Here is a 17103-nt window from a genome sequence, read left to right on the forward strand (position 1 = left end):
GCCGCCCATGACCATCTGGACCTCTCTGGACCCGGCCGCCGTGGCCGTGGAGCCCGGCTCCCGGGCCACCGCCCGGCTGCGGGTGCGGAACACCGGCGACACCGTCGAGGAGTACCGGCTTTCCCTCGTCGGCAGGCCCGCGGGCTGGGGCCGCGTCGAACCCGATGTGCTGCGCCTCTACCCGGGTGCCGAGGGGACCGCGGAGATCTCGTTCGCCCCGCCGCGCACCTCGGACGCGGAGGCGGGGCCCGCCGCCTACGGCATCCGGGTCGAGCCCCGGGAGAACACCGCCGTACGGGATGTCGTCGAGGGGCAGCTCACCATCGCGCCCTTCACGGAGATCCGGGCCGAACTCCTGCCGCCCGCCCTGACCGGCCGCTTCCGCGGCAAGGCCCGGGCCGCCGTCGACAACCTCGGCAACACCCCGGTCACCGCCTCCCTCGTGGCCCGCGACGAGACCGACGCCCTGGAGTTCGACCTGGCGCCGAACGCCGTGCGCGTCGACCCGGGCCGGGCCGCGTTCGCCGAGCTGACGCTGCGCCCCAGGGACATCCGGTGGACCGGCGGCGAGCAGACCCACCGCTTCACCCTCGCGCTGCGCAGGTCGGGCGACGACACCGGGCAGGAGCTGGAGGGCAGTTACGTCCAGCGGCCGGTGATCGGGGCCTGGCTGATGTCGGTCGGCGGCCTGCTCACCGCGGCGGTCATCGCCTTCGCGGTGCTGTGGTTCGGCTTCTCGCCGAAGATCGGCAGCTCGGCCAAGGAACTCCTCGCCTCGGGCGCGCCCAACCCCGTACAGCAGGGCGACGGCAAGAACCTCCCGACGCCTCCGCCGCTGCCCCCGGACACCGGGGACGACGCGGGCAGCGGCCCCGGCGGCGCGTCGCCGCCGCCCGCCGACGGGGGCGACCCCGACACCGGCGGCGCCCCGCCGCCCTCCGACGGCGGCGGTTCCGGTGACGGTGGCGGCGGTGGCGGCGGCGGTGGCGGATCGACCACCACCAGCGGCGGCGGTGGCGGCACCCCCGCGCAGCGGCCGAACGTGCCGGCGCCGAAGAAGACCGGTCCGGCCTGGGGCCCCGGCTACCAGCAGGACGTCGTGGTGGAGTTCGCCCAGGACCGCCTGGTCGCCCTCAAGAACTCGTGCAGCCCCCGCGGCAGCTTCACCCGCGGCGTGATCGACACGGTGACCCTCAACTCGATCGTCTGCTACCAGCGGAGCGTCGACGCGAGCGGCAAGAACCCGAGGAAGATCCTCGACGTCGAGGAGGAGGGCATGCTCGGCCCCGCCACCCTCACCTCGCTGTGGATGCAGGGGATCACGCCCGACGAGATCAAGCAGGGCGGCTGGGAGACCAGCCGGTTCATGGCCGCGTTCTACTGGGCGATCAACGGGACGTTCGACTCCCACGACATGGATGTCGCCCGGACCAACGCCGGCCTCGGCATCGACTACTTCCGCAACGGGGTCCGGGGTTCCGGCACCCGCTACGACGCCAACTTCATCGCGCACGTCCGCGACTACCAGAAGGCGATGGGCCTGACGGCGAACGGCACCGTCGACTGGGCCACCGTCCGCACCATGCTCGGCGGCGGAGTCGTCTGGCGCCCCTGACAGCGCCCCGAAAGACCGAGGAGGCCCGCGCGTCCCACCCGGCGGGCCTCCTCATCCTTCCCTCAGGGTGCCCAGGGCACCCCGGCGTCCGGCAGCAGCCGGCCCGCCTTCTGGTACTCGCGCCGGGCCCCCGCCCGTACGTCGTCCCCGGTCACCGGACCGCCACGGGCCGCCGCCAGATAGCCGGCGGTCACCGCCGCCGACCTGATCGCGCCGCCCGCCAGCTCGAAGCCCTTCGCGCATTCGGCGACCGCCTCCGCCAGGTCCGGTCCCTGCGGCACGCCCGCCAGACACGCCTCCCACAGGGAGAGCCGCAGTTCCGCGTCCGGGAACGGGAAGTCCACGACCAGGTCGAGCCGCCGGGTGAACGCCTCGTCGATGTTGGCCCGCAGATTGGTGGTCAGCAGGGCGATCCCGTCGAAGGCCTCCAGGCGCTGGAGCAGATAGGCGCTCTCCAGGTTCGCGTAGCGGTCGTTCGAGCTGCGCACCTCCGAGCGCTTGCCGAAGACCGCGTCGGCCTCGTCGAAGAGCAGCACGCAGTCGGTCCGGTCGACCTCGGCGAAGATCCGCTCCAGGTTCTTCTCCGTCTCGCCCACGTACTTGTCGACGACCGAGGACAGGTCCACCACATAGAGGTCCAGGCCGAGTTCGCCCGCCACCACCTCCGCGCCCAGGGTCTTGCCGGTACCCGACTCCCCGGCGAACAGGCCCACGACGCCCCGCCCGCGCCCGCCGCCGGTGCGCAGCCGCCAGGTGCCGAGCACCTGGTCCCGGTGCCTGGCACGCCCGGTCAGCTCGTGGAGCTGCCGCAGTGGCTCCTCGGGCAGCACGAGGTCGGCGAAGCCGACGGCCGGGCGGACCCGGCGGGCGTGGCTGTCGAGCAGCGGCGCCGACATCAGCCGCGCCCCGCGCTGGACGTGCGCGGCCGTCAGCTCCGCCCCCTCGAAGGCGGCGAAGGCCCGCGCCGAACGGGCCGCCCGGTGGATCTGGCCGCCACCGAGCCGGTACGGGGCGACCGCCTCGGCCAGGTCGAAGGCGGGCTCCTCCGGGCCGAGTTCGCGGCGCCACAGCTCGGCGGAGCCCACGCCGTCCCCGGGCGCCTCCAGGGCGAGCAGCTCCACCCCCGGCGCCCAGCGCGGATCCGGGGCGTCCGTCCCCGCGAGGACGACCGTCACGTCCGGCGCCGCCAGGGCCCGCACCAGCGGACCGGCCTCCCGGGGCAGCGGCTCGACCACGACGGCCGCACCGCGCAGCCGGGCCTCCCGCAGCAGTACGGACGCCACGGCGGCGCCGTCGTCACCGGCGCCCGCGCGCATCCGCAGCACCGTCCGCCCGGCGGCGCACAGCGCGGCGGCGACGGCGTCCGCCGCGGCTCCGGCGGTCCGCTCGCGCAGATGCACGGCGACCGGCGCGGCGGCCCGGACGCGGGCGGCGAGCCCGTCCAGCGCCTCGGACACCAGGGCCGGTTCGTCCGGTGTCGGCGGCAGCAGCTCCACCCCCGCGTCCCGCAGGCCCGCGTCCAGCCTGCCGTCGTCGCCCAGCAGATGCGCCACCACCCGCTCCGGGACCCGCAGCGCGCGTCCCGGCAGCGGCCGGTCCTCGTCCTCGACGACCAGCAGGCCGCCGGAGCACAGGGGGGCCGAGGGATGGAAGCGGTCGCGGGCGGCGGCCTCGTGGGGTCCGGTGCCCGCGAGCCCGAGGGCGAGCCCCACCGTCGCCCGCCGGCGCCCGACGTCGTTGTTGAGATACCCGAACAGCGGCTCGAACGCCGGGTCGACCTCCGGCGCGAGAGCCGTCAGCAGGACGTGGGCGTCCAGCGCGGAGAGCCCGAAGACCCGGGCGAGCGACCCCAGCCGGTCCGCACCGGGTCCGGCGTCCGGCCCGGCGTCCGGCCCGTCGTCCCGCCCGTCGACCGCAGGCGCGCCCCCTTCGCCCAGCGGCAGCGCCGCCGCCCGCAGGGCCGACTCCGGTGTCACGTACAGGCCGCGCAGCGGATCACCGGCCGTCGGGTCGTCGGCGGCACGGCTCTCCACCAGGGCCGCCACCCGCTCCCGCAGGGCCGCGAGGCGCCGGGTCAGGGAGTCGTCGGTCAAGGCGTTCCCGGTCACGGCAGGTACTCCGTCCGCCGGATCACGCGGGGCGCGGCGTCCGACGGCCCGCCGTCGGTGCCGCGCACGGTGATCACGCCCTCGGTGACCGGCGGCGCCACGTCGTACACGGGGACGACCGGGAACGGGGTGGTGATCACCACGTCGAGCGAGGGCTTGAGCTCCCCGCCCAGCGCCGACCAGATCTCCGCCAGGGAACGGGACTCGCCCGGCGGCACCGCGACGGTCAGCGGCAGCGCCGGGGTGCCCGTGGGCCCGCGCAGCACCTCGGGTACGAACTCCTCCGGCAGCGCCTCGTGCGGCAGCAGCAGCGCCAGCGCGCCCGAGAGCAGCCGGTGCTCGTCCTCGGGCCGGGCGGTCCAGGCCGTCACCAGGTAGGAGAGACGGAACCAGCGGCGCGGCTGCCGGCGGCGCACCACGGCCCCGCGGGCGTCGCGCTCCGCGTAGGCGCCGCGCTCGCGGCGGGCCACGTCCTCCCGTATGTCGAAGAGATACGCGTTGAGGGTCGGCGCGTTGCGGCGGGCGGCCCAGTCGCGGGTGGGCGGGTCGAAGGAGACGTCCCCGGTGACGGCGGGGGCCAGGAGGCGGCCGAGCGCCGCGTCGATCTCGTGGATCATCTAGATGTAGCCCTCGCGGAGTGCGTACGCCACGGCATGAGCCCGGTTGGCGAGATGGAGACGCGTCATCAGCGCGTGCAGGATGTTCTTGACGGTGCGCTCGGAGTAGGCCAGCTTCTCGCTGATCTGCCGGGTGTCGAGGCCCTCGGCCAGCAGCCGCAGGACGTCCACCTCGCGGGGCGCCATCCCGAACAGCGGCGCGGTAGCCGTGGAGGTGGTGGTCGTCGCCCGCTGGAGCCGTCCCACCTGGTTGAGGAGGCGGCTGATCAGGTCCGGGGGCAGTTCCCCGTCGCCGCGGGCCGCGCTGTGCACCGCGTTCAGGAGCCGCTGCTCGGTCGCCTGGTGGCGCCAGAGGATCGCCCGTACCCCGTACTCGACGACCGTGAGCAGATCCGGCTCGCGCAGTTCACCGGCGACGAGCACCACCCGCTGGTCCCCGCCGCGCAGGACGCGCCGCAGCTCGGTGGTGGCCGCGTCGTCGATCCGGTCGGCGAGCATCACGGCGACGGAGGGCGTGTCGGTCCCCCGCTCCTCGGCTTCGTCGCCCGCGTGCTCGGGCACCACCTCTATGGTCGGCTGGTGCTGTAAATGACTGATGAGTCCGGCCCGGCTGAGCGGATCGGTAGCGTGGACGGTCACTGCCACGCGCTTGGTGAGCATGCCCGAATGCCTGCCCTTCCCCCAAGAATGTGCTGGTGGACGCCGAGTTGACGGCCGTTCCATTGGTCTCCACCACATTCACGGGGGCCCCTTCCGTCCCGCTGCCGCCCCGCTAACGCCCGGCTAACGCTCCGTCGCTGCCTTGGCCATCGATTCGAGCCGGCGCAGCTGCGCCTCCACCCGCTGCACGCTCTCCTTGTAGCCGTGCGCGAGACCCAGCTCCCTGGCCCGTACGAGCAGGGTGCCGGCCTCCTCGGTCAGCCCCAGGTCCAGCAGGGCGGCGCCCGCCGTCGCCGTCAGCATGCTGTGCCGCACGCCCACCAGGCCGTTGACGGTGTCGCCGTCCAGGGCGAGGCCCTCCCGGGCGCAGGCCAGGGCCCCGGCCGGGTCCCCCACGGAGAGCAGCTGACGGGCCCGGTGCTCCAGGGCCAGCAGCTCGGTCATCACGTCCCCGCTGCCGCGTACGAGGGCGGCGGCCCGCTCGGTGTGGGCGAGGGACTCGTCGCTCACCCCGAAGCGGTCGAGCGCGACGGCCAGGTTGACCAGCGCGGTCGCCTCGCTGGAGGCCTCGCCCGCGCGGGCGGCCAGCGGCGGCGCGAGCCGCAGATGGACCAGGGCCTCGGGGAGACGGTTCTCCTGGGTGAGGACCCAGCCGAGGAGGGCGCGGACCCGGGACTCGGCGTCGGCGTCCTTCTCCCGGGAGGCGGAGTCGGCGGCCGCCTCCAGGAGCGGCACCCAGCCGTCGTGGCTGTGCCACAGGATGTACGGCCACTGGAGGACGGCCAGCCGCCAGGCCCGGTCGTGGAGCCCCGCCGCGCGGGCGGCGGCGACGGCCGCCGCCAGGTTGTCGCGCTCCGCCGCGTACCAGAGCAGCGCCGCGTCCCGCCCCGCGAACTGCGGCGCCGTCCTGGGCCGTCGGGCGTTGGACGGCGCAGCGCAGCAGGGCTGGTCGTCCGGCTCGGCGGCGCGGGCGGCGGCCATGGCGGTCAGCGTGTAGTGGTCGAGGAGCCGCAGCAGGGCGTCCTCGTCGGCGTCGAGGCCCCGGGCGTACAGCCGCACCAGGTCGTGCAGGGTGTGCCGGCCGGGCGCGTACTCGGTGAGCAGGTGCGCGTCGCAGAGCCGGTCGAGGGCCTCGGCCGCCACCGGCGGCGTCCGGTCGAGCAGCGCCGCCGCCGCGTGCCGGTCCAGGTCCGTGCCGGGCACCACGCCGAGCTGCCGGAAGAGCCGCGCGGCCTCCTCCGGCAGGCCCTGCACGGTGAGGCGGAGCGCGGCGGCCACGCCCTGCCCGTCACAGCCCTCGGAGTGGTCCACCGAGAGCAGCGACAACCGGCGCTGCTCGTCGGCGAGTTCACTGGCCAGATCGGCGAGCCGCCAGTGCGGCCGGGCGGCGAGCTGCGCGGCGGTGACCCGCAGGGCGAGCGGCAGGCCGTCGCAGAGCGCGGCGAGCCGCCGCGCGGCCGCGGGCTCGGCGTCCACCCGGTCCCCGCCCACCGCGGCGGCGAGCAGCGCCGCCGCGTCGTCGAGTCCGAGCACGCCGAGCGGCACCGGGCGGGCGAGCTCGGTCACGACCAGGCCGCCCAGCCGCAGCCGCGAGGTCACCACGGTCGCGCTCCGCGCACCGGCGGGCAGCAGCGGCCTGGCCCGGTCGGCGCTGCGCACGTTGTCCAGGACGACGAGCAGCGCCCGGTCCTCGGTGAGCGACCGGTACAGCGCGGCGGCGGCCGTCGGCGACTCCGGCACCTGGCGCGGCGGCACACCGAGCGCCGGCAGGAACTCGCGCAGCACGTCGGCGCTGTCGACCCCGTCGTCGGGGCTGAAGCCCCGCAGGTCGGCGTAGAGCACCCCGTCCGGGTAGTGGGAGGACCGCCGGTGCGCCCAGTTCAGCGCGAGCGCGGTCTTGCCGACCCCGGCCGGGCCGGTGACGAGCGCGACCCGGGCCCGCTCGACGGCGGTGTCGAGCGCCGCGAGCTCCCTGGCCCGGCCGAGGAAGCCGCGCGGGGCGCGGGGCAGCAGGTCGGGGGCGGGCAGCGCCGGGGCGGGGGCCACGGGCTCGGGCTCGGCGGCCGGGGCGCCCGCGACCTCGGGCCACTCGGCGGCGCCGCCCGCCACGGGCGCGTCGCCCGCGGTGTGCGGGGCGGCGGGAGGGGTGCCGCGCAGCACGGCCTCGTACGCCGCCCGCAGCGCGGGGCCCGGGTCCACGCCGAGCTCGTCGGCGAGCTGGGTCCGCGTGCGGTGGTAGCAGTCGAGCGCGTCCGACTGGTGCCCCGCCCGGTACAGCGACAGCATCAGCGCCGCCGCCAGGGACTCGCGCAGCGGATGGGCCACCGACTCCGCGCGCAGCAGCGCCGCCGCCTTCACATGCTCGCCGAGCCGCCCGTACGCGGCCGCGAGCTGCTCGACGGTCACCAGCCGGGTCTCCTCCAGGGCCCGCGCCGCCACGAGCAGCGGTTCGCTGGCGACCGTCCCGGTCAGCGCGGGCCCGCGCCACAGGGCGAGCGCCTCGCGCAGCATGAGGACCGCGTCCCCGGGGTGCTTCTGGTGCCCGGCGAGCTGGACCAGCTCCTCGAAGCGGTAGGCGTCCAGGAGGTGGTCGGGTATCCGCAGCTCGTACGCCTGCCCGTGGGTGGCCAGCTCGACCCCGTACTCACCGGCGCCGCCCTGCTCGAACAGCGCCCGCAGCCGCGAGACATGCCCCTGGACGACGGTGCGGGCCCGGGCGGGCGGCAGCTCGTCCCAGACGGCGTCGATCAGCCGGTCCACCGGAACGACGGCGTTCGCCCGCAGCAGCAGCGCCGCGAGGACGCTGCGCCGCTTGGCGGGGCCGAGCGGCAGTTCACCTGCCTCGGTCGCGATCGACACCGTCCCAAGCAGGCGGAACTCCACCCGGCCCTCCTTCTCGCTGATCCCGTGGGCCCTCCAGTATCACCGCCCGCCCTGCTCGGGCCGTTGTCGGGATCCTCCAGTTGTCCGGAACCGGACAGGCGCCGCGCACTTCGGCTTGATCATCACGGGCGCCCCGGACGCTTCCGGAAGGGCCGTGGCGGCCTCAGGCGTTCGGGTCGAAGGGGAGGCCCGAGGGCATGGCGCGGCCGAGCTGGTACGCGAAGTCGACGTCCCGGATCTTGAGGGTGGCGGCGCCGAAGTCGGCGCCGGTCAGCCGGTCGCGCAGCCCGGCCGGATAGCCGTTCCAGCCCACCAGGCGCGGGTAGAACCAGGCCCCGGTGGCGTTCTCGACGCGCTCGTCGTCCGGGTTGGCGAAGCGGAAGCAGTGGGTGGAGGCGCCGTCCTTGTGGTAGACGATCTTGGGGTGGGTGCCGTCGAAGCGGACCGCCGAACGGGCCGCCACCTGGTAGCCGCTGTGCTGGGAGACCGACACGTACTGGACCTGGTCGGCGCTGATCCAGACGATCACGTGCTCCCAGTCGTGGGTGTGGCCGATGGCCAGGGGGCCCCAGGTCGCCTGGTCCTTCTCGAAGTAGCTCGCGTACATCACGGCGCACCAGCCGTTGTTGCACTTGGCGCGCGAGTAGCTGTTGGCGGCGGCCAGCTGGGCGTAGTCGTGGCACTTCCCGTTGACCGTGCCGCCCAGTTTCAGGCCGGGGTTGAGGGTGCCGTCCGCACCGATGGCCGCGGTGGCGTAACAGCCGTCGGTGTCGTAGTCGTAGGCGGGGGCGAAGGTCTGGTCGAGGCCGTCGGCGTTCTGCGGAAGCTGCGGGAGGACGGCGGCGTGGGCGGTGGCGGGGACGCCGAGGACGAGCGCCAGGGCGCACAGGAGGGCGGCGAGGGTGCGCCGCCCCGGTGCGGACTTCAGGTACACGACAACTCCTGAGGTGGGGGGCCCCGACGCTCGCAGCACGCCCCTCGGGGCGTCAACCACCCCGAGGGGAACGAGGGGTTACGGGACGAGCGCGGCCCGGACCCTCAGCGCGCCTCGGCGTGCAGCTCCTCGATCAGCCGGGTGACGGTCTCCGGCTCCCGCAGGGTCGGGTAGTGGTCGGTGGCGGCCAGCCGTTCGAGGCGGCAGTGGGGGATCCGCGCGGCGATCTCCTCGTTGCAGCGCACCACCACCGGGCGGTCCAGCTCGCCCAGCGCCAGCACGGTGGGCACGGCGATCTCCCCGAGCCGGTCGAAGGCCGGGGGGCCGGGCTGCTGGTGCCCGACGTTGGCGAACCAGGCGGGCAGCACCGCCCGGAAGTGCGCGGCGACCACCGGGTCGGACTCGGGGGTGCCGCCGCCGGCCGCGCCCCACAGGCCCATGCCGAGCCGCACGATGCCCTCCATGTCGCCGGCCTTCGCCAGCCGCTCCACGTCCCCGTAGAACTCGGCGTCGTCGAGGTCCGCGTAGCCGGTGACCCCGGGCACGAACAGCGCGAGGCCCGCGACCCGTTCGGGCTCGTCCAGGGTCAGGCTGAGCGACGCGGCCCCGCCCATGCTGGAGCCCACCAGGACCGCGCGCCCGAGGCCGAAGTGGTCGAGGACCGCGGAGAGGTCGGCGGCCGGGAGGTACGGGACGGTGGGCGCGGGCGAGCGGCCGTAGCCGCGGGCGTCGTAGCGGATCACCCGGTGCCGCGCGGTGAGCGCCGGCAGGACCGGGTCCCAGATCGTGGAGTCGCCGACGCCCGGGTGGACCAGGACCAGGGGCAGTCCGTCCCGCCCCTCGCCTCCCGTGTCGTCCGCCCAGAGTTCGCCGCCGTCCGTCTTCACCATGGTTTCCATGGGGCCAGTCTGGTCGGGCGGTCCCGGCGGGCACCAGCCCGCCCCCGGCCGTGTCGCTGTCAAGTACCGACTCGGGTCAACGTTCTTGACGGGATGTCAGTAGTGGCGGAAATCCTGCCTGGACACCCCTACCGGCCGGTTCTACTCTCAAGTCACTTTGCGCGTTCCCCCCAAGCACCACCCCCACCACGCGACGACCCGCACCTCCTCGCACCCCACCGTCGAACACCGAGGAGATCCCCATGTCCAAGCTGCTCGTCTCCCTGACCGGCCTCGCCACCGCCACCGCCCTCGCCTTCGGGGCCACCGGCACCCAGGCCGCGTCGACCACGCTGCTCCCGGCCGGCCACTCCTTCTCCGCCAAGCTGACCGGCAAGGCCACCTTCGTCGCCGGATCGACCACGATGACCTGCACGGTCTCCGCCTCCGTCCCGACGGGCGGAGCCAACAACACCGTCCCCGCCGCCCCCGGCAACCACAACGCCGCCGGTGCCGTCTCCGTGCCCGTCAACCCGCCCACCTTCAGCGGCTGCACCACCAGCATCCTCGGCGTGAACGTCACCATCACGAGCAACGCCGCCAACGGCGCCTGGGCGCTGTCCCTCCAGAACGGCGCCCCCGTCACCGGCGGCTTCACCATCCCCAAGGGCGGCGTCGTGATCAAGACCAGCGGCCTCGCCAGCTGCACCATCACCGCCTCGCCGAGCGGCCCGACCGCCGTCAACGGCACCTGGACCAACGGCGCCCCCTCCGCCCTGGCCATCGCCAACGCGCCCGTGCCCGCGACCGCCACCGGCGGCTTCCTCTGCCCGACCGGCGCCCAGTCGGCGACCTTCAGCGCCACGTACCAGCTCACCGACACCACCGACCCGGCCCAGCAGATCACCGTGACCGGCTGACCCGCTCGGACCCGTCGGGCCTCCGCGACCCGCCCCGCGGGCCGGGGGCGCCCGGCCCCGGGGCGAACCAGCCCGGCACCCGCGGGTCCACCCGACCCCGGAAGGCCCACCAGCTCCACGCCTGGTAGCCGAGGACGACCGGGACGAGCAGCACCCCGACGGCGAGGAGCAGTTCCAGCGTCCCGGTGTCCGCCGCGGCCCGGCCCACCGTCAGACCGGCGGGCGCGCCGGGCCCGTGGCGGTGCGCCGCCAGCACGTACGGGTACTGCCCGGCACCCACCAGGACCACCGGCAGCAGCGCCGCGAGCGCCGTGGCGGCGAACGCCCGCCCGGGCCGCCCGCCCCCGAGCAGCCGCCGTGCCACGAGCAGCGCCACCGGCACCAGCAGGGCCAGGGCGACGGCGGTCCCCGGGTTCGCCACCGCCCGGCCCGGCCCGAGGAGGCCCGCCCCGAGCGCGAGCAGCGCCGCCCCGGCGGCCCAGCCGAGCAGGGAGCGGGCCGCGCTCCCGGCCCGTACCGCCAGGCCGTCCGTCGACCGCAGCGCCAGGAACACCGCGCCGTGCGCCAGGAAGAGCAGCGCCACGGCCACCCCGCAGAGCGGCACCAGCGGATCGAGCAGCTCCGCCGCGCCCAGCCGGAACGAGCCGTCGGCCCGCAGCGGAAGGCCGCGCAGCAGCAGCCCCACGAGCAGCCCCCACACCACGGCCGGCCCGACCCCGCCGAGCGTGATCAGCGCGTCGGCCCGCCGCCGCCCCGCAGCCGTCCGCGCCCGCCCCCGCAGCTGGACGGCCGCGTTGCCCAGGACGAGCGCCACCAGCAGCACCGCCACCAGCGGGTACATCCCCGGCAGCAGCCGGGCCTCCAGATGCGGGAAGGCCCCGAACAGCACCCCGGCGAACGCCACCAGCCACACCTCGTTGCCGAGGAAGAAGGGGCCGAGCGCCCCCAGGGCGGCCCCGCGGTCCTCCTCGCCCCGGGCCAGGAAGGGCCGCAGGGCCTGGACGCCGTAGTCGTAACCGCCCAGCACGAAGTACCCGCCGAGCATCAGCCCCAGCAGGGCCAGCCAGGTGATCTGCAGTGCCATGACCGCTCCTTCGGCGATTCAGTACGTGGGGGCCGCGCGCCGGTCCGGGTCGCCGCCCGGGTCGGAGCCCGCCGGGAGCGGCTCGGTCGCGCCGAGCTGCACCTCGGCGGGGCCGCGCCGGACGAAGCGCACGATCAGCGCCCAGTTCACGACGGCCAGGACGACGAACAGCGTCAGGAAGGCCGCGCAGGAGACCGCGAGGGTCGTGGTGCTCACGTCGGACACCGCGTCCCGGACGGTCAACTGCCCGTAGATCAGCCAGGGCTGGCGGCCCACCTCGCGGAAGACCCAGCCGCCGAGCGAGGCCACGAAGGGCAGTGGGATCAGCGCTGTCACCAGATACGCCAGGGGCCGCCACCGGACCAGGAGGTCCTTCCAGAGCAGCGCGAAGGCGACCAGGGTCACGATCGACAGCGTGGAGCCGATGTCCGTCATGACCCGCATCGGCAGGTCGATCCAGGACGGCGGCAGATAGTCGCCGGGACCGTGCTGCCGGACGAACGCCGCCTGGAGCGGGCCGGTCCCCGCGCCCTCCAGGGCCGCCAGCTTCATCGGCTGGGTGGCCCCGAGGACCGGCCACTGCAGATTGCCGACGTCCACCACGAACCAGCTCGCCGGAGCGGCGACCAGCAGCCCCAGCCGCAGCGAACCCCGGAACAGCGGCAGGTCCTCCGGGTGCCGGGCGCACCGGAAGGCGCTGACCCCCGCCAGGAACAGCCCGCCCGCCATGAACGCGGCCAGCGTGATGTGCGCCAGCGGGACCAGCGCGCTCGGATTGGTCAGCAGCGCCCCGAAGTCGGTGATCCGGGAGACCCCGCCCCGCACCTCGGTGCCCACCGGGTGCTGGAGATAGCCGTTGGCGACCAGGATCCAGTACGCCGAGACGTACGCCGTCAGCGCCACCAGCCAGATCAGGGCCACGTGCAGCGCCCGGGGCAGCCGGCCCCAGCCGAAGATCCACATGCCGAGGAAGGTGGACTCGGCGAAGAACGCGATCAGCGTCTCCAGCGCCAGCGGCGCCCCGAAGACACTGCCCGCCGCGTCGCTCAGCCCGCTCCAGTTCAGCCCGAACTGGAACTCCATGACCAGCCCGGTCACGATGCCCACCGCGTAGTTGACGAGATACAGCTGCCCCCAGAACCGGGTCATCCGCTCCCGCTCGGCGGCCCGCGCCGGATCCCGGCTCAGCGCGGCCCAGGTGTGCAGGACCGCGACGAGCGGGGCAAGGCCCAGCGTGAGCAGGACGAACAGCCAGTGGATGCTCGTCGTCCCCGCGAACTGCAGCCGCGCGATGTCCGACGGGTCCATGACGTGCCGCCTTCCTCGTGTACCCGCCCCGGTGTCCGCCGTGTCCCCGAGCCCCCGACCTCGACGTTAGAGAGAATTCCTGATGCTTTCCAAGACCGAATCCGCCATGTGACGATGCCCCTGGAGGCATGAGGACCGTGGATCTGCTGCCCCTGCGCTACTTCCAGGTCGTCGCCCGCTACGAGCACATCAGCCGCGCGGCCGAGGAACTGCGGGTCGCCCAGCCCTCCGTGAGCCGCGTGATCGCCCGCCTGGAGCACGAACTCGGCACCCCGCTCTTCGACCGCCAGGGCCGCCGGGTGCACCTCAACGCCTACGGCCGCATCTTCCTGCGCCACGTCGAACGCGCGCTGCGCGAGCTCGACGACGCCCGCACCGCCCTGCGCGACGCCCGCGCGTCCGGCCTCGGCACCGTCGCCGTCGCCGCCGAGACCCTGCTCACCCTCACCGGCGTCCTCGCCACCTTCCGGCGCGCCCGCCCCGGCACCGAGGTACGCCTCTACCAGTCGACCGCCGACGAGATGGAACGGCAGCTGCGCGCCGGGGAGGTCGACCTCTGCCTCGCCTCCCAGCCGCTGAACGGCCCGTCGCTGACCGGCGTGGAGCTGCTGCACGAGGAGGTGCTGCTCGCCGTCCCGCAGGACCACCGGCTCGCGGGCCGCGCCTCCGTCGCCGTGCCCGAACTCGCCGACGAGCCCTTCATCACCACCCGCCCCGGCAACTGGCAGCGCACCCTCCTCGACCGGCTCTTCGCCGCCGAGGGCCTCAGCCCCGTCGTCACCTGCGAGAGCAACGAGCCGGGGGCGAGCCAGGACCTGATCAGCGCCGGACTCGGCGTCGGCCTCATCCCGGCCATGTCCCGGCTGCTCGGTACCCACGCCCCGGTGGACTGGGTACGGATCGACGCCCCCGCCTGCCACCGCACCCTCACCCTGGTCCGGCGCGCCGACGCCTACCTCTCCACCGCCGCCCGCGCCTTCCTCGACCACACCACCGGGCGCCCCTTCGCCGCCCACTGGACCTCACCCTGACGCCACGCCCACGAGCAGGCCCTTCGTGTCGAGCGGCAGCTCCACCACCCGTTCGAGGGCCAGGTCCGCACGGCCGAGCAGGGCACGGTACGCGTCGAGGGTGCGCTGCCGGCCGCCGTTGACCACCAGGAGGTGCAGGTCCCACAGCGCGGCCAGGGCGCCCGACCCGTCGTCCGTGGTGACCCGCTCCAGGACGAGCAGCCGCGCCCCCGGCGCGAGCACCGCCCGCACCCGGCGCAGCAGCCGGACGCAGTGCCCGTCGTCCCAGTCGCCGAGCACCCGGGACAGCAGGTAGACGTCCCCGTCGCCGGGCAGCGGGGCCTCGAAGATGTCCCGGCCGAGCAGCTCCACCCGGTCCAGGCCGACACTGGCCGCCAGATGGGCGCGGGCCAGCGGAAGCACGTGCGGCAGGTCGACCAGCACCCCGCGGGCGTCCGGGGCGGCCGACAGGACGGTGGCCAGGAGCCGTCCGCCGCCGCCCCCGAGGTCCACCACCCGGCCCCGCCCCGGGAGGCCGAGGACGCCCGGGACCGCGTCGAAGACGGCGTGCCCGGCCTGCATCACCCGCTGGAAGCGGGCCGCCGCCGCCGGGTCCCCGGCCAGGTGGGCGAGCAGCGGTTCGCCGTGGGCCAGCTCGAAGCCGGGCGTCCCGGTGGTCAGCGCCTCAAGGGCGTGCCCCCAGGCGCGGTAGAACTCCTCCCCGTACAGCAGGCACATGTCGCGCAGGGAGCCGGGCCGGTCGCGGAGCAGCTCGCCCACGGGGGTCGTGCGCACCCCGCCGTCGGCCTCCGCCTCGAACACCCCGAGCAGCACGAGGAGGCGCAGCAGCCGGTGCGCGACGTCGGGGTCGAGGCCGGTGGCGGCGGCGAGCGCGGCGCCGTCCCGGTGCCCCCCGGCCACCAGGTCGGGCAGCCGCAGCCGGGCGGCGACATGGACGGCCTGGGTCCGCCAGGCGCCCGTGACCAGCTCGAACGCGGCGCGCACGGCCCGCGGGTCGGAGGTCGGGTCGGGTGTCCCGTCGGAGCTCCGGTCGGTGGTCATGACGGTATCCAGTCCCTCTCGATGCGGGGCGTGCCGATGCCCAGGGAGCGCATGTGCTCGATGGGGTTGGTGTACTCGCGGCTGGCCGCGATCAGGCCGTCCGCCAGCTCGAAGCGGTGCACGAACCGGTTGCGGTAGTGACCGGCCGGATAGCCGGGGAAGCGGATGGTGCCCTCGCCGCCGCACTCCACCCAGATCAGGCCGGCGTGCTGCGTCTCGTACACCTCGACGTCGGTCCAGACCCAGTCGGGCAGCACCTGGAGCGACAGCTCGCCGTGCCGCCGCAGCCGCTCACGGCCGCGCACGACGATCGGCTCGCCGACGTCGGTGAAGAACAGGGCGGCCGAGCCGTCCTCGGTGTAGAGCAGATGGCGCCGCAGCCTGCTCTCGCGGTCGGTGCGCAGAAAGGCGTCGACGGTGGCGCGGTTGCGGTCGCGGAGCGTGGACTCGCTCATCACGGATTCCTTTCGGTGCGGAACGGCTTCGGTACGGTCAGGGCTGGAGCCGCCAGGACCGCCAGCGGCCCTGGGCGTCGCGCTCGTAGCGCAGCCGCTCGTGCAGCCGGCCGGTGCCATCGGCCCAGAACTCAAGCCGCTCCGGGACGAGTTCGAGGGCGATGTACGTGTCGGGGCGCGGCTGCGGACCGGCCTCGGCCACCTGTGCGGCCCGGCCGCGCAGCGCGGCGACCTCGGCGGTGCCGGCCAGCGGGGCGCTCTGCCGGGACGCCACCGTCATCGCGTGGGTGAAGACCGGCCGGGCGGCCCACAGGGCGTCGGCGGTCGCGTCGTCGAGCCGCCGGACCCGGCCGCCGACGCTGACCTGCCGGCTCGTCTCCCGCCAGTAGAGCAGCCCCGACGCCCAGGGATTGAGGCGCAGTTCGAGCTCCTTGCGGCTGCCGTGGTGGGTGGTGAAGACGAGCCCGGTCGCGGAGATCCGGTTGACGGCGACGATCCGCGTGGACGGCCGCCCCGCCGGGTCGGCGGTCGCGAGCGCCAGGGCCCGCGGCTCGCGGACCCCCACCGCCTCCGCGCCCTCCAGCCAGCGGCGCAGCAGCCCCATCGGCTCGGCCGGCGGACTCTCGTACTCGGGGAAGGGCAGGACGACCGTCCCGGTCAGGGTCTCCGACCGGCCCCGCGCGGGCTCGCCGTGCTCGATGTGCTCGATGTGCTCGTGGTGCTGGCTGTGCTCAGACATGGATCCTCCCGTGGGCCACGGTGACGGCCTCGCCGCCGACCTCGACGGTGTCGACCCGGTCGCCCGCCCCTACGGCGCGGGCCAGCATGAGGGAGTCGCGGCCCAGTTCGACCCCCTGCCGGATCCGGATGCGCCGCCCGTACGCCGCCCGCCCGTGCCGGGCCAGATGGACGGCGAGCGGACCGGCGGCCGAGCCCGTCGCCGCGTCCTCGACCACGCCGTACGCGGGCGAGAACATCCGGCTGCGCCAGCGCGTCCCCGACCCGGCGAAGCAGTTGGCCGCCAGGTCGTCGAAGGCGGCGAGGGCCCGGTGGTCGGGGGTCAGGGCCGAGAGCGCGGCGACGGACTCCAGGCCGACGAAGACATGCCGGGGGCCGTTGCGGTAGACCTCGACGGGCAGCGTCGACGCGCGGACGCCCAGCGCCGCGAGCAGTTCGGCCGCCCGGTCGAAGGGCTCCCAGGCGGGCAGCGGCTGCCGCATCGTGGCCGCCGCCACCCGGCCCGCCCGCCGGTCGAGCCGGCAGGGCACGATCCCCATCGCGGTCTCCAGGAGCAGCCGGTCGCCGCGTACGTACGGCCCGAGCGCCACGGCGGTGCCGAGCAACGGGTGCCCGGCGAAGGGCAGTTCGTTCACCGGGGTGAAGATGCGCACCCGGGCGTCGCCGCCGCGCCGGGGCGGCAGGACGAAGGTCACCTCCGACAGGTTCATCTCCTGGGCGATGCGCTGCATCCGCCCCGCCGGGAGTCCGGCGCAGTCGAAGAACACGGCCACCGGGTTCCCCCGCAGCGGCTCACGGGCGAAGGCGTCCACGACGACGTACGGGCGCATG

At 75.2% G+C, this 17103-nt stretch carries 15 protein-coding genes; 3 read left to right on the forward strand and 12 right to left on the reverse strand.

From position 1 onward, the window contains the following. Positions 1-7 precede the first annotated feature (7 nt). Complete coding sequence (locus tag ABTZ54_RS01535) at positions 8-1615, forward strand: COG1470 family protein (protein WP_351655512.1); 1608 nt, start codon at positions 8-10, stop codon at positions 1613-1615. Between the two features lie 62 nt (positions 1616-1677). Here the strand turns inward: ABTZ54_RS01535 and ABTZ54_RS01540 are convergent, their stop codons facing one another. From ABTZ54_RS01540 to ABTZ54_RS01565, 6 genes are all read right to left on the reverse strand, one after another. Beyond that, on the reverse strand, positions 1678-3723 hold the full coding sequence (locus ABTZ54_RS01540; RefSeq protein WP_351655515.1) for an ATP-binding protein: 2046 nt from the start codon (positions 3721-3723) through the stop codon (positions 1678-1680). Beyond that, positions 3720-4340, reverse strand: coding sequence for a Pvc16 family protein (locus ABTZ54_RS01545; RefSeq protein ID WP_351655518.1), 621 nt, complete (start codon positions 4338-4340; stop codon positions 3720-3722). The genes ABTZ54_RS01540 and ABTZ54_RS01545 overlap by 4 nt, the downstream gene beginning before the upstream one ends. Continuing rightward, on the reverse strand, positions 4341-5000 hold the full coding sequence (locus ABTZ54_RS01550; RefSeq protein ID WP_351655521.1) for a helix-turn-helix transcriptional regulator: 660 nt from the start codon (positions 4998-5000) through the stop codon (positions 4341-4343). A 123-nt stretch (positions 5001-5123) separates the two neighbouring features. Continuing rightward, the gene (locus tag ABTZ54_RS01555; RefSeq protein ID WP_351655523.1) at positions 5124-7883 is read right to left on the reverse strand and encodes an AfsR/SARP family transcriptional regulator; all 2760 of its coding nucleotides are present in this window, start codon (positions 7881-7883) and stop codon (positions 5124-5126) included. A gap of 163 nt (positions 7884-8046) precedes the next feature. Beyond that, positions 8047-8817: an NPP1 family protein gene (locus tag ABTZ54_RS01560; RefSeq protein ID WP_351655526.1), complete on the reverse strand. Its 771-nt coding sequence runs from the start codon at positions 8815-8817 to the stop codon at positions 8047-8049. Between the two features lie 104 nt (positions 8818-8921). Beyond that, on the reverse strand, positions 8922-9716 hold the full coding sequence (locus ABTZ54_RS01565; RefSeq protein ID WP_351655529.1) for an alpha/beta fold hydrolase: 795 nt from the start codon (positions 9714-9716) through the stop codon (positions 8922-8924). 242 nt (positions 9717-9958) lie between these two features. Between ABTZ54_RS01565 and ABTZ54_RS01570 the strand changes: the two genes are divergently transcribed. Beyond that, on the forward strand, positions 9959-10615 hold the full coding sequence (locus ABTZ54_RS01570) for a hypothetical protein (RefSeq protein WP_351655533.1): 657 nt from the start codon (positions 9959-9961) through the stop codon (positions 10613-10615). Here ABTZ54_RS01570 and cydB read toward each other — a convergent pair. Beyond that, positions 10599-11699 (reverse strand): cytochrome d ubiquinol oxidase subunit II, encoded by a 1101-nt coding sequence (gene cydB / locus ABTZ54_RS01575; RefSeq protein ID WP_351655535.1) that lies wholly within the window; start codon positions 11697-11699, stop codon positions 10599-10601. The genes ABTZ54_RS01570 and cydB overlap by 17 nt on opposite strands. 18 nt (positions 11700-11717) lie before the next feature. Beyond that, complete coding sequence (locus ABTZ54_RS01580; protein ID WP_351655538.1) at positions 11718-13007, reverse strand: cytochrome ubiquinol oxidase subunit I; 1290 nt, start codon at positions 13005-13007, stop codon at positions 11718-11720. Positions 13008-13144: 137 nt separating this feature from the next. Here ABTZ54_RS01580 and ABTZ54_RS01585 point away from each other — a divergent pair, with 137 nt between their 5' ends. Then, complete coding sequence (locus ABTZ54_RS01585; RefSeq protein ID WP_351656394.1) at positions 13145-14038, forward strand: LysR family transcriptional regulator; 894 nt, start codon at positions 13145-13147, stop codon at positions 14036-14038. On the opposite strand, the gene ABTZ54_RS01590 is transcribed toward ABTZ54_RS01585, so the two are convergent. From ABTZ54_RS01590 to ABTZ54_RS01605, 4 genes are read right to left on the reverse strand one after another with little or no spacing between them, the layout of a single operon-like run. Beyond that, entirely contained in the window at positions 14030-15079 is a 1050-nt protein-coding gene (locus ABTZ54_RS01590; protein WP_351655541.1) for a methyltransferase, read from the reverse strand. The two genes, ABTZ54_RS01585 and ABTZ54_RS01590, sit on opposite strands and share 9 nt — an antisense overlap. Further along, positions 15076-15534: a PhzA/PhzB family protein gene (locus ABTZ54_RS01595; protein ID WP_351655544.1), complete on the reverse strand. Its 459-nt coding sequence runs from the start codon at positions 15532-15534 to the stop codon at positions 15076-15078. Before ABTZ54_RS01595 ends, ABTZ54_RS01590 begins: the two co-directional genes overlap by 4 nt. Positions 15535-15571: 37 nt before the next feature. Next, positions 15572-16273, reverse strand: coding sequence for a phenazine biosynthesis FMN-dependent oxidase PhzG (gene phzG, locus ABTZ54_RS01600; RefSeq protein WP_351655547.1), 702 nt, complete (start codon positions 16271-16273; stop codon positions 15572-15574). After that, positions 16266-17102, reverse strand: coding sequence for a PhzF family phenazine biosynthesis protein (locus tag ABTZ54_RS01605; protein ID WP_351655550.1), 837 nt, complete (start codon positions 17100-17102; stop codon positions 16266-16268). Before ABTZ54_RS01605 ends, phzG begins: the two co-directional genes overlap by 8 nt. Position 17103 lies beyond the last annotated feature (1 nt).

The sequence above is a fragment of the Streptomyces sp. NPDC094032 genome, assembly GCF_040303965.1.
Classification (GTDB): Bacteria; Actinomycetota; Actinomycetes; order Streptomycetales; family Streptomycetaceae; genus Streptomyces.